At 70.0% G+C, this 12,878-nt stretch carries 11 protein-coding genes and 2 pseudogenes; 11 read left to right on the forward strand and 2 right to left on the reverse strand.

Going from position 1 to position 12,878, the window contains the following annotated elements; translation table 11 throughout:
* Positions 1 to 25: 25 nt before the first annotated feature.
* The 11 genes and pseudogenes from OG711_RS08020 to OG711_RS08060 all read left to right on the forward strand — a co-directional run bounded on the left by OG711_RS08020 (position 26) and on the right by OG711_RS08060 (position 10,954).
* Positions 26 to 844 carry a DUF317 domain-containing protein gene (locus OG711_RS08020; protein WP_329558888.1) on the forward strand — a complete coding sequence of 273 codons (819 nt, stop codon included), beginning with the start codon at positions 26 to 28 and terminating at the stop codon, positions 842 to 844.
* Between the two features lie 61 nt (positions 845 to 905).
* Positions 906 to 1,424, forward strand: coding sequence for a hypothetical protein (locus OG711_RS08025; RefSeq protein WP_329558889.1), 519 nt, complete (start codon positions 906 to 908; stop codon positions 1,422 to 1,424).
* A 44-nt stretch (positions 1,425 to 1,468) separates the two neighbouring features.
* A pseudogene (locus OG711_RS39065) lies at positions 1,469 to 1,702 on the forward strand (DUF317 domain-containing protein); the annotation flags it as partial.
* A 130-nt stretch (positions 1,703 to 1,832) separates the two neighbouring features.
* Positions 1,833 to 2,099: a DUF317 domain-containing protein gene (locus tag OG711_RS39070; protein WP_405672972.1), complete on the forward strand. Its 267-nt coding sequence runs from the start codon at positions 1,833 to 1,835 to the stop codon at positions 2,097 to 2,099.
* A gap of 109 nt (positions 2,100 to 2,208) precedes the next feature.
* Positions 2,209 to 3,996 (forward strand): type IV secretory system conjugative DNA transfer family protein, encoded by a 1,788-nt coding sequence (locus OG711_RS08030; RefSeq protein ID WP_329558890.1) that lies wholly within the window; start codon positions 2,209 to 2,211, stop codon positions 3,994 to 3,996.
* 652 nt (positions 3,997 to 4,648) lie between these two features.
* A complete protein-coding gene (locus tag OG711_RS08035) occupies positions 4,649 to 5,212 on the forward strand; it encodes a hypothetical protein (RefSeq protein ID WP_329558891.1) in 564 nt (187 codons plus the stop codon).
* Entirely contained in the window at positions 5,209 to 6,102 is an 894-nt protein-coding gene (locus OG711_RS08040; protein WP_329558892.1) for a hypothetical protein, read from the forward strand. The genes OG711_RS08035 and OG711_RS08040 overlap by 4 nt, the downstream gene beginning before the upstream one ends.
* Positions 6,103 to 6,423: 321 nt before the next feature.
* Positions 6,424 to 6,894: a hypothetical protein gene (locus OG711_RS08045; protein WP_329558893.1), complete on the forward strand. Its 471-nt coding sequence runs from the start codon at positions 6,424 to 6,426 to the stop codon at positions 6,892 to 6,894.
* A gap of 84 nt (positions 6,895 to 6,978) precedes the next feature.
* Positions 6,979 to 7,242, forward strand: a pseudogene (locus tag OG711_RS08050) (hypothetical protein); the annotation flags it as partial.
* A 66-nt stretch (positions 7,243 to 7,308) separates the two neighbouring features.
* Complete coding sequence (locus OG711_RS08055; protein ID WP_329558894.1) at positions 7,309 to 8,505, forward strand: tyrosine-type recombinase/integrase; 1,197 nt, start codon at positions 7,309 to 7,311, stop codon at positions 8,503 to 8,505.
* Complete coding sequence (locus OG711_RS08060; protein ID WP_329558895.1) at positions 8,498 to 10,954, forward strand: tyrosine-type recombinase/integrase; 2,457 nt, start codon at positions 8,498 to 8,500, stop codon at positions 10,952 to 10,954. Before OG711_RS08055 ends, OG711_RS08060 begins: the two co-directional genes overlap by 8 nt.
* Before the next feature lie 35 nt (positions 10,955 to 10,989).
* On the opposite strand, the gene OG711_RS08065 is transcribed toward OG711_RS08060, so the two are convergent.
* Together OG711_RS08065 and OG711_RS08070 are read right to left on the reverse strand one after the other, a co-directional pair.
* Positions 10,990 to 11,808, reverse strand: coding sequence for a barstar family protein (locus tag OG711_RS08065; protein WP_329558896.1), 819 nt, complete (start codon positions 11,806 to 11,808; stop codon positions 10,990 to 10,992).
* 31 nt (positions 11,809 to 11,839) lie between these two features.
* Complete coding sequence (locus OG711_RS08070) at positions 11,840 to 12,649, reverse strand: transposase family protein (protein ID WP_266510418.1); 810 nt, start codon at positions 12,647 to 12,649, stop codon at positions 11,840 to 11,842.
* Positions 12,650 to 12,878: the final 229 nt, after the last annotated feature.

Genomic DNA, 12,878 nt, shown 5'->3' on the forward strand with positions numbered 1-12,878 from the left:
CGGCGACCGGACTGTGGAGTGCGCCGTGCTGAGCCGGCAGCAGTTGGACGTCTTCGCCGACGATCACACCGGAATCCTCGACGACATCGCACCCCGGTATCTGGCCGGGCCGGGGGACGCCCGCCACATCACCCACGCGCTGGCCGCCGCCGGGTGGAAAGTCAGGTCCGATCCGCTCGCCCCGGTGGTCGACCTGGTCAGCCCCGACCTGCGCTACCGGCTGCGGCACGAGCCGCAGACCATGGCGGGCGGTGCGGTGTGGCGCCTGCGTAGCAACGACCCTCACGAACACTGGTACGCGCAGTTCACCGCGATCCCCGCGGAGATCCTCGCCGGCCTCACGGACCAGCTAGTCCTGCCGCGCCCGGTAAAGGAGCCGCCCTGTGTGTGGGATCTGCTGGCCGACGCCGACTGGAGCCACACCACCTCGCACGGCGACGGCGCCGAGGCCCGGTCTCCCGACGCGCTGGTCAGCGTCGAGCACCGGCGGATCGCTGAGGGCTACGAGGGTCGCGCGTGGCGGATCGAGGTCCGGCCCAGGCCGGACGAAGGGCCGGTGATCTGGACCGCCTGGATCGCGTACGAGCCCCCGCCGCACCTGATCAGCGCACTGGCGGCCACGCTCGCCGACCCCGCGCCGCTGCAGCGCACCTGGACACAGAACAGGGCGCACTACAGCGCCCGGCGCACCGAGAGCCGGGTGACCTCCGAGGCGCACGTCGCGGCCCACCGCGCCCGTATCGAGACGGTCCGCGCCAGAGTCCGGGCCGCCCGCCGCGCCAACTCCCCGGCCAGCACGACGCCTTCACCCGCCCCACCCCCATCGCTACGACAGGCAAGGTGACACCACCATCTCCGCGCACGACCCCCGACCCGATGCCCTGCTGGCCGCCTTCCTCACGCGTATGAACCAGCTCCAGGACGCGTGGGAGTCCTACATCGACACGCACACCGATCCGAGCGGCGTTCCGTACGACGACGAGGTCCACCAGCAGGTCGAATTCCAGCGCAACGCGGAAGCCTGGGCGGCGTTCGAGCCCATCGCACTGATCGCCGCACGGCTTGTGACCTCCGGTGAACAGCACCGGCCCCGTCTTGCCGCCGACCTGGTCCAGCCCAGATGGGGCTGGCAGCTCTCGGTACTCACCGCCGCCACCCACCACCTCGACACCATCGGCACCTCGGCCGAGCAGGCTCTCAGTGAGCTTCCGCCCGGCGCCGGGCCCGGCAGCAACGCCCATGACGCGGTGCTCGCCGCGCGGAACAGTGCCGCGTGGCCGCTGCTGGAGGAGTGGGCCCTGCATGCCCCGGCCGTCGTCGGCATCCGCGCGGCAACGGTCGGGACGGACCAGCCGCGGCTGACCACCTCCGCCCCTGCCCGGCCGGTGACCGATGCCTCCACCACACCGGCGGCACGCCGGTGACCAGCGGGAGCACCGCCGTCCAGGCCCTGCTCTCCCCACGCGCTGTGGCCGGCGGCGGGAACCCGGCGGTCACCGTCCCGATCCACCGGGCGGCCGGGTGGAGCCACGAACAAGACCCGCTGCTGCCCCTCCTGTTGTCCAGCCCCCATCAGCAGACCCTGCTGCGCCTGGAGCCGAACCCGGACGGGCAGTGGTGGACGCTCCAGCACACGCGGACAAGCGCTGGTCCAGGGTGGTCGGCCAGCTTCGGGGCCCGGACTCCCGTAGAGATCAGCGCCGCCCTCACCGACCCTCCGATCCGGCAGCCGGGCGCCCCGGCAGAATCCGATCCGTACACCCCCGCTCGTGGAGAACGGCAGGGTACCCAGGCCGTATGTCAGTGGTCTCCCGTCTCCCGACGGCCTGACCATGATCACGAAGGCCCCCGAGAAGGGTCCCGGGAGCTGGCTGGTCACGACCCTCGAAAAGAGGAACGGCGTTCCTCTGTGGCGGGCCTGGTTCAGCCGTCACACGCCCCCGCGTCTCGTCACGGCGTTCACCCGCGCGCTGGGCGACCCAGCGCCGCTGGTCCAGGACCCCTGGGCCTGCCGCCCAACGTCTGCGGCCTGTCGCGGAGGCGTGCGGTCCCGGCGGAGGAGGTGGCCCACGCGCCGGAGCACCGCGTCCAGCAGCTGACGTCCCGCCCCTCGAACGCGCCGGAGGCAGGTCCGCGTGCTCCGCGCGTTCCTGCCCCGCACCGCCGCACCCGCTGACCCCAGTCACCTTCTCCCCTGGACCGTCCCGCTTGCCGAACTCCCCTTCCGCCTCCAGCAGCCCGGGCACCGACCTGGCCTTCAAAGCCCTCCTCGGCACCTTCGCCGTCGCTGTCCCGACCGCCAACGCCGCCTGGCTCAGCGGCAACCTCACCGCCCGCATCACCGGTGAACCCTGGGCCCCCTACCAGCCCGCCGACGCACTCCTCCACCCCGACCGGCTCTGGCCCGGCATCGGAGAAACATCCCTGCTCATCGGATGCCGGATCGTCCCCGCCGCGTTTCTGATCCTGCTCGCCGTGATCGCCACCCTGTGCTGGCGGCAGCACAGAGGCGGCAGCAGCGGCCGGAAGGTCGCCGGGATGGCCAAGGCGAAGGACGTCGAACCGCTGCTCGCCAAAGCCATAACCGCCAAGGCCCGCTCCCTGCGCCCCAGCCTCAAGGAGGCGAAGTCCATCCCTCCGGCCGACACCGGGATACTCCTCGGCAACCTGGCCGGGACCCGTACCGAGGTGCGGATGGGGTACGAGGACGTCGCCGTCGCGATCATGGCCCCCCGCTCCGGCAAGACCACCAGCCTGGCGATCCCCTCCATCCTCACCGCCCCGGGCCCGGTCCTCCTCACCAGCAACAAGGCCGCGCAGGACGCATTCACCACCACCGTGGACGCACGCGCAACCGTCGGCCGGGTGTGGACGATGGACCCCCAGCAGATCGCCCACGCCGCCCGGAAGATGTGGTGGAACCCCCTCGACTCCGCGAAGACACTCGACGGCGCCGGCAGGCTCGCCGGCCACTTCCTCGCCGCGTCCGTGGACGCGAGCCAGCAGGGCGACTTCTGGTCCAAAGCCGGATCCAACATCCTGTCCCAGCTGTTCCTGGCCGCCGCACTCGACGAACGGCCGATCACCGACGTCATGGACTGGCTCGCCTTCCCCGCGAACCGGGCCCCGCTGGACATCCTGCGCGACCACGGTTTCGCGGCTGTCGCCGCCCAGCTCAAGGGCACCGTCGAAGGACCGCCCGAGACCCGCGACGGCATCTACGAGACCGCCCGCCAGTACGCCGCCGCACTCCTCAACACCGAGATCGCCCGCTGGGTCACCCCCCAGGAAGACGTACCGGAGTTCCGACCAGGCGACTTCGTCACCAGCAAGGACACCTTGTACCTGCTGTCGAAGGACGGCGGAGGCGGAGCGAGCGCGCTCATCGCCGCGTGCGCGGACTCCGTCATGCGGGCCGCGACCGCCCAGGCCGAACGCGCCGGCGGTCGACTCGACCCGCCGATGCTCGCGATCCTCGACGAGGCCGCCAACGTGTGCAAGATCAGCGATCTGCCCGACCTCTACTCCCACCTCGGATCGCGCGGAATCATCCCGGTCACCATCCTCCAGTCCTACCGCCAGGGCCAGAAAGTGTGGGGCGACGCGGGCATGGACGCCATGTGGTCCGCGTCCACCATCAAGGTCATCGGGGCCGGGATCGACGACCCCGACTTCGCGGACAAGCTGTCCCGGCTGATCGGGGACCACGACGTCGAGACCAAATCGACCTCCACCAGCGATTCCGGCACGTCCACCAGCATCAGCATGCGGCAGGAACGCATCCTGCCCGCCGACGCCATCCGCGCCCTCGCCAAGGGCACCGCCCTGCTGTTCGCGACCGGCATGCGCGCCGCAATGCTCGACCTGCGCCCCTGGTACCAGGAACGCGGCGCCGACGCCCTGTCCGCCGCGTCCGCACGGGCATCGAAGGCGATCACCGCCCGAGCCATCGGCAAGCACAACCCTCAGCCGGACGACTACGACACCGCCGCATAGCCAACGCCCCAACACCACACGCAAGACGACCGGTTGTCCGGACTTGCCCCAGGGCTCGTATCGCCGTCGCCGACCGTCACGACGTGTTCGCCGGCTCCACCGACGACGGCCGGGCCTCCGCTGTCCTCAGCACCTCCCTCCCCACCGCACACCGAACCCTGACCACCGCCGGATTCACCGCCCGCACCCACCAGGACCGCACCGTCTACCTCCTGCCGCCCGGCCCCCGACGCGTACGAGCGGACCGGCGTGGCGCTGTACGGGCTCCTCGCGCACACGCCGGAATTCGCCGACGTGAGCTGGACCACCCGCCGGCCCGGCCCCTGCGCCGAGAACGCAGTTGTGCACGTCGTGTTCAGCGACAGCCAGGTAACCGCGACTGCCCGCAGCACGCGCCCCGCGCCCGGCACGGCTTCCTCCCCACGGCGACCGGAATCACGCTCCCCGGGGAGCTGAGCGAGCGGAAGCGGATCGACACCAGCCGTCCACGTGGAAGCCACCTGCACACCGAGCGCATCGCCGTACGGCTGTCCCTCGGCATCACTACGCCCGATCCCGCCGGACACATCCTCCCGCGCCCTCACTCGCCCGGCCAGGCCAGCCCCGCACCCGCTGACAACCCGGCCCCTTCTCCCGCAACGGACCACGCCCAATGCCCCAGAACCCTCCAGGCGACCGGAGCAGTCAGCTCCGTGATCTCGCCGGCCGCTTCACCGCCCTCCACCACGAGATCCGCACCCTCGCCTGGGGCCCCGGCACCGACGCCCTGGCAAAAAACGGCCCCCTCGTCGCCCGGGCCCAGAGCCTCACCACCGCGACGCTCGCCCGGCTCACCGCACTCAACGCCGACACCATCTCCCGAGCACTCCCCGGCAGCTCCACCCGGTCCACCATCGCGTCCGCCGCCTTCTCCGCCGCATGCGCCGTCACCGATCTCACCGCCGCACTCATGGAGAACCCATACGACGCCAGCCCCTTCGCCGGACACCTCGCCCCCACCCAGGAGGAACGGCGCGCCCGGCACAGCGAGGCGCGGACCATCATGGCCGAGCACTTGGCGGACGCCGCTCACCAGCTCGACGCCGGCGCGATCTGTCTGCACTACGCCGCCGGCAGCACCGGCACCAGGCACCCGTCACCCGACGGCCCGAAGGCCGGGCGGCCTCGTGTCCCCAAGGCCCCGGGGGCCGGGCCGACCGGGACGCCGCGACGATGACCTCACCCGTTGCCGACCTCGCGGCCGGGCCCGAGGAGCGTCTTCCCGAGCGGCTGCTCGCCCTCGCGGAGAGGTTCACCCGTCACAACGACGCGCTGCGCATGGTCCGTATCGGCGAGCGCGCCCCGGCCACCGCGGTACTGGACCACGTTTCGCTCACCCGGGAACTGGCCCACCAGACCGGTGATCTGCATGAGGCGGTGTACCAGCTGCCGCTGCACCACCCGGGGGATGGCCGAGACGCGCGCATCCGGCTGCGGCACCTCGCCCACCTCACCACCGAGGCCGCAGAACACCTGATCGACGCCGGTGATGCCATCGACCGCGCACGGGACGAGACCACTGCGATTGAGGAGGTGTTCGTGCCGCACCGCCACATGCCCCGGTCCGCCGACGACCGCCTGGTGCTCGCGCGGGACCTCACCGCGCTCGGGCCCCGCACCTGCGCCGAGACAGCGCACACCGTCACCGCCGAGATGGTGCGCCTGGCCACCGTCCACCCCCACCTCGCCCGCCACACATCCGTCGCCGCGTTCCTCCGCTACAAGCCCACCGGCCTCTCCGCCACCCAGAACCACGCCCTGCACGCGATCGCCGCAGGCCACGTCACCATCAGCACACGCCACTCCCGCTCCCGCTCCCGCGTCACCAACCGCACCGGGCTCACCCTGGCCACCCTGCGGTCCCTGGAGAACCGCGGCCTCCTGCACCGCGAACTCCTGCCCCGCACCACCACCGAACACCGGCTGCACCTCACCGCGGCAGGGCGCACCGCCCTGACCTCGGCAGCCGTTCACCAGGCCCCACGTGCCCCCGTCTCAGCGCGGCCTGCGCAGGCAGCGGCGCCCGTTCCATCCGTCAGCGAGCTCCAGGGCGGAGTCCGCCGGTAAACCGCCGGGGGCGACCGTGTCCTGGCCTCCCCGTGCCCCGTACTCACTTCTCCGCCGAAACCCTCGGCACCCCGCCGACTGCGGCGAGCGGTTCGCCGATGCCCTCAGACCACTCGTCCCTCTCCTCGGCTGGACCACCGCCCACGACGCCGATGTCTCCCTGTACCCGGCCCTTTCCGCGGCCCGCCCGGGGCGACACCCCGCCCCCAGCGCGAGCGCGCACCCGCCCCTGGAGTCACCACGTCCGACAGCACCCCGACGCCCCATGACCTCGCCCGCGCCCTCGCCGCCCGGATCGACCCCGCCGCCGCTCCCCGCGACGTGATCGTCTCCTTCACTGTCCGACGGCAGGCAGCGGCCGACTTCGGCCACAAGTCCACCGGCGGCCCCGTCACATCACTGGCCCAGTCGCTGCACGCCCAGCTCTACGGCCTCCCCGCCGACGCCGACCCCCTGCCCACCGCCCTCGACGCACTCCTCCAGGCCACACACACCGCATCCACCAACGACCAGCACGCGGCGATCCTGCGGCGGCTCGCCGACCAGCTGCGCAACGCGGCCGAGATCATCCACCGCTACCAGCACGAAGCCAGCTGGAGCCGCCTCCCCGACGAAATGGCCACCCGGCTCCGCCACGCCCACGCCCACGCCGGTGAGATCGCCGACACCCTCGACCACGCCGCCCACGCCTTCGGCACCCCGGCTCCCCCCACACGGACAGGACCCTCCACAACACCGCCCGGCACCACACCCGCCCGGCACGCGGCGCCCGCGTCCGGCCGCCGCCCATAGAACCCCCACCCGTCAGGAACCGTCATCTCCGCCACCCCTCGATTCCGCGCCATTTCCCTGGGCGCGGGCATTCAGTCCAGCGCCATGCTCGCCCTCTCCGCAGAAGGCCACCTCCCCAAGGTCGATTACGCCGTCTTCGCCGATACCGGCTGGGAACCAAGGGCCGTCTACGACCACCTCGACCGGCTGGAACAGGAGATCGCCGCACCCGCAGGAATACCCATCCTGCGGGTCTCCTCCGGAAACATCAGAGACGATGCACTCGACCCGGAACACCGGTTCGCGAGCATGCCTCTCCACATCCTCAACAAGGACGGACGTCCGGGAATTACCCGGCGGCAGTGCACAGTTATCTGCACCAAGTCCCCTCGTTGATGAGCGTGATGGTCAGTGCGATCAACGAGGAGGAACACCGTGGAACTGCGACATGAACTGATCGAGGGGCGGGCCGAGCTGCCCCGGGTGGGGGCCGTTGTCCCCGCTCGGGGCGTCCACCCGCCGTACATCGTCGTGAACGCGTACGACGACGAGATCGAGGCGGCCACCGCCTACCTGCGGGACCTGGCGCTGAACGACTGCAGCCCGTTGACGGTACGCAGCTACGGGTACGGCCTGTTGCGGTGGTTCCGGCTGCTGTGGCTGTTGGGGGTGGCGTGGGAGAAGGCGACCGAGTCTGAGGTCGCGGTGCTGGCGGGATGGCTGCGGACGGCCTCGAATCCGCAGCGCCAGCGGACGCAGGCAGGTGGCGCCGCGCCGGGGTCGGTGAACCTGAGGACCGGCAAGCCTGCGCTGCGTGCTGGGTATGCGCCCAGGACGATCAACCACGCGTTGTCGGTGGTGAGCGGCTTCTACGGGTTCCACGCCCATCAGGGCAACGGGCCGGTGGTCAATCCCGTCCCCATCTCTCCGCAGCGTCGGCGGGCCCTCGCCCACCGGAGCCCGTTGGAGGCACGGGCGGTCGTGGGGCGGGCCCGGCTGCGGCAGAAGGTCTCGGACCGGCCGCCCCGCTCAATCCCGGATCGGCTTTGGGACGAGCTGTTCGACCGCATGGGCTGCGAGCGCGACCGCGCCCTGCTGGAGTTCTACGTCTCCAGCGGCGCCCGAGCGGTCGAGTTGCTCGGGGTCGGGGTGGACGACATCGATTGGGCCGGCAAGCGGATCTACGTGATCTCCAAGGGCACCCGGGAGAGGGAAGCGGTGCCGGCCTCGCCGCAGGCATTCCTCCGGCTAGCCCGCTACCTCGACGAGGCGGGCACGCCGTCACGGGGCGAGTCGGTCTGGCGGACCCGGCGCGGGAGTGATCGCCCCCTGTCCTACTGGGCGATGCGCCGGATCATGCAGCGCGCGAACGAGCTGCTGGGCACGAACTGGACCCTGCACGACCTTCGGCACACGGCGGCGTCCCGGATGGCCAACGGCGGGAAACTCACCCCGGTCGAGGTCCAGGCCATCATGCGGCACGCCAACATCCAGACCACCAGCCGCTACCTGACCGCCCGGGTGGAGGAGATGTTCGACAAGCTCGCCGAGCACTACAGCACTCCCCGGCCCGCGACGAGCTATCCCACCGGGTACTCCGCGGACGACATCAAGGCGGTGTTCGGTGCCTAGGTCACAGGCCAGCCCGACCACGGGCGTCAGCCGCCGACACGGGCCCATCGTGGAGGGGCTCACCTTCCCGAGCCGGTTCGTGGGCGGTCCGATGAAGCCGCAGGCCGCAGTCGCGGATACTCCGCCGCGACCGCGTGGAGAGCTGTCTGCCGCCTCGATCAACCACATCTCCCGACTGGCCTTCGACGTCTGGGCGGACGCTCCCACCGTCACCCGACACCAGCGCAGCCAGGCCACCCGCGGGATCCTCCAGTACCTGTCCACCTACCCGGGCCAGACCTGGCAGGAGCGCTGGGATGCCAGTCCTCTGGGCAAGGGGCTGATCAAGGCGAACAGCCTCGGATCCCGCCGGACGACCGGACTCGCGGTCACCCCTGGGGTCCGCACGCTGTTCTGTCTCCGCGTCGTCCAGCCCTCGATGATCGCCTTCCGGCAGAACCAGCTGAACAACTTCACGCCGCTGTTCATCTCCGCGCAGAACGACCCGTTGCTGATCACCTTCGAGGAGCACATCGCCGCACAGGAGCTGCGGCTCAAGCACCAGCGGGAGGCGGTGCTCGACATGTGCACCCTCCTGACCTATCAGGGCGTCGCGCTGGCCGACGTCACGCCGGCGTCGATCCTCCAGTACGCGCACGACAACCGTCTGGCCCGCTGCCGTCTCCAGCCCGGTCAGCCCGCCTCCAACCGCCTGTTCGGGCACGGAATGTGGACGGCTCTCATCGGCATGGGCCGGTTCCCGGCCTCCACGCCGACGACCATGCGGGCGGCCATGATGCGCGGTCAGCGGACCATCGAAGAACTCGTCGACCAGTACGGAGTCCGCGACCAGGCCGTCCGCGGGCTGCTGATCGACTACTTCGGCCGCCGCCGCGCTGATCTCGACTACGCCAGCTTGAAGCAGCTTGCGCTCCTGCTGGTCAAGCACTTCTGGGTGAAGATCGAACAGCTCAACCCCGGTCAGCAGGGCCTGCGGATTGCTCCGGACCTCTATACGCGCTGGCGGGAGACGATCCGCCTCAAGGACGACGGTTCCCACAGGATGGGCCAGGACGACATCGTCATCTCGGTCCGGAGCTTCTACTACGACCTGCACACCTGGGCTGCTGCCGAACCCGAGCGCTGGGCCACCTGGGTCGCACCGTGTCCCGTCCCGCCAGGTGAGCTCCACGGTCTGGGCGTCCGCCGGCGGAAGGTGAGCGAACGCTCCGCGGACCGCACCCGGCAGCGTCAGCCTCTCCTGCCTGTCCTGGTCGAGCACGTCGAGTCCCGCTACGACCAGGCCAGGCTACTGCTCGAACGCGCCGACCAGGCCGCCGACGGCGAGGTGTTCACCCATGCCGGTGCCGCCTACCGCCGGGTGATCAGCGAATCGGACCGGAAGCGCCTCCGGCACGGCGACGCCGTTCCCACCCGTGTACTGAACCAGAACTCCGGCGAGCTGGTGCACCTCGGCACCGAGGAGGAGGCCGCTTTCTGGGACTGGGCGGCAGTGGAAACCCTGCGGCACTCCGGCGTCCGCATCGAGGAGATGTGCGAGCTGACCCACCTCAGCATCCGCCAGTACCAGCGCGCGAACGGCGAGGTCATCGCTTTGCTGGTCATCGCTCCATCCAAGACCGACCGCGAGCGCGTCATCCCGATGTCCGCCGAACTGTTCCACGTCATCGCTTCGATCATCCGCCGCCACGGCCGGCGGGGAAGGCCGATCCCCCTAGTCAGCCGCCATGACCCGCACGACAAGGTCTGGAGCGCTCCGATGCCCTTCCTCTTCCAACGCCAGAACGGAGCGATCGGATCGAAGATCTTCAACCCCGGCACCATCCAGAAGATGATCAGCCGACGCTGTGAGGACCTGGCCGAGACCCACCCCGGCTTCCGCGGGCTGAAGTTCACCCCGCACGACTTCCGGAGGATCTTCGCCACCGAGCTGGTCAACAGCGGCCTGCCCATCCACATCGGCGCCGCCCTGCTCGGCCACCTCAGCATCCAGACCACCCGCGGCTACGTCGCCGTCTTCGACGAGGACGTAATCCGCCACTACCACGCCCACCTGCACCAACGGCGCCAGGTCCGGCCCTCGGAGGAATACCGGGACGCCACCGAGCAAGAGTGGACCGAGTTCGAGGAGCACTTCGACCGCCGCAAGGTCGAGCTCGGCTCCTGCGGACGTCCCTACGGCACCCCCTGCCAGCACGAACACGCTTGCATCCGCTGCCCGATGCTCCACGTCAACCCCAAGATGCTCGCCCGACTCACCGAGCTGGAAGCCGACCTACTGCACCGCCGACAGCAAGCCGAAGCCGAGGGCTGGATCGGCGAGATCGAGGGAATCGACCTCACCCTCACTTTCCTTCGCGCCAAGCGCGACGAGACCCAACGCCGAGCCCAGCGGCCAGCTGTCCACCTAGGCATCCCCGCCCGCCGCCGTCCGAACGAGTCCGAATGACCTTCCCCAGACCGATGCCTGGAAGCAATCAGCTGTCACCGAAGGATGATGCTTACGCCCTGTTCCTCGAAGATCTCCAGGAGCAGGTCGAACAGCGCAACCTCGCGATCGCCGGCGGGCACACGCTCTACAAACCGTGCCCTGCTCTCGGCCGACGACTCCCAGTGCAAGGTGAACGGGGCGGTGGTGCCCCAGCCGCCGCTCAGACAGTCATCCAGGGCGGCGAGGTTCCAGCCGAAGTATCCGCCGGGCCCGTTGATGGCCTCACCGATCGCGCAGTAGAAGGTGTCCCTGTCGACGATGTGCCGGCCGTCCAGGGTGAACACCTGGCCTGCAGGAGCGTCGGGCTTCCCTTGACGTTGGTACTCCCGGGACCACAGCGCCACCGACAGCCACGCGTGTCTGTCCTCGGGGGCAAGTTCGTGCCACATGCCGGTGCGATTCAGGTGCCCCGTGCGGATCAGGTCCCACACCTGTTCCGCTCCAGTCAGGGCGTTCTCGCACCACAGGGTCACCGTGAGGTCGACGAGGCCGGCGCCGCGGGCGGAGGGCTTGACGTCGATGACGGTGACCTCGTTGACGAAGTAGGACCCCATGGTGGCACCGTCACCGTCGAGGAGCTCGAACCAGGCGTTCCCCGCCACAGCACGACGGCCGCCAACGTGATCGATGCCCTTCAGTAGGCCACCTTGCGGGAGGCAACCTGCGAGGTGCACTCGGCGTGCTCCCTCCTCATCCGGCAGGGGCGTGAACAACCCCTCGGCTTCGTGAGCAAAGCCCCAGAAGTCGCTGTCGTCTTCGTCCGAGGTCAGCGCGTACTTCTGCCCCTCGCCGCCTCGCCCTGATGTTCGCATCGCACCCCCAGTGAGGTTTTCTCAGCGATGATCATTTCCAGATTCCGTTGAGGACGAGGGCGGCTCGGGTGATGTCGCCGACCCGGCTGGGGCTGAGCGTGATGTGCTGCAAGGTGCGCCATCGCTGTTTGAGCTCGGCGACGGTGCGCTCGCCGAGGGCTCGGAGGTGTCGGATCAGGGTGTTTGTCATGCGGGTGTCGATGTGAAGTGCGCGCTCGGAGCGGCCTTTTGGGCGGCGGACGGGAACGCGGATGCCGATGCCCGCGCCGATGTAGCCCTTGTCGGCCAGGGTCGGCAGGCCGGCGGTGGCCGCCTTGTACAGCGCGGGCAGCACGTGGATGCGGGCGGCGGTGATGTCGGGGACGCTGCCGGGCTCGACGTCGGAGACCCACAATGGGGTGCCGTCCGGGGCGGACAGGAACTGGATGTTGCCGCCGAATGCCTTGTGTTTCTGGCTGAACCACAGGTCGTTGCCGTTCTCGCGGACACCGGCCACGCGGTCGCATTCGATGAGCGTCCCGTCCAGGACCACGTGTGTCATGCCTTCGCGTCGACAGCGGGCGAGGACCTCGTGCAGGTCCGGGGCATGCTCGGCAAGGACGTCGATGCCTTCGTGCAGGTAGCGGTAGCCGGTGGCCTGGGAGATGTTGGCGTCGCGGGCCAGGCAGTGCACGCAGCCGCGCTCGCGGAACCAGCGCAGGACCAGCACGGCCTGGCGGAACGGGCCCAGGGCCCGGCTGCCGCGCGGGGTACCGATGTGCCGTCGGTGTGCTGCGAGCAGGCGGGACAGGTAGTCCACGACGTGGCGTGGGACGTCGAGCGTGGCAACATAGGTGACCAACGTGAAGCCTCTGGTGGTTACGGACATGATCTTGTGGTGAGACCTGTCCTACCAGGGGCTTCACGTCTGTTCGGAGCCGGGGCTGTCCAGCCCAATCCACCCGGGTGTACCGATCAACCCGCTCCGCGAAGATCATTTCACTGAGAAAACCTCAGTGAGAGCGCTGATCTTACCGACGCGTGGGGATCTGCCCTGCGCTCCCGGCGCCCCCCCTGACCCCATCCCATCC

This window comes from Streptomyces uncialis, from assembly GCF_036250755.1.
GTDB classification, from domain to species: domain Bacteria; phylum Actinomycetota; class Actinomycetes; order Streptomycetales; family Streptomycetaceae; genus Streptomyces; species Streptomyces uncialis.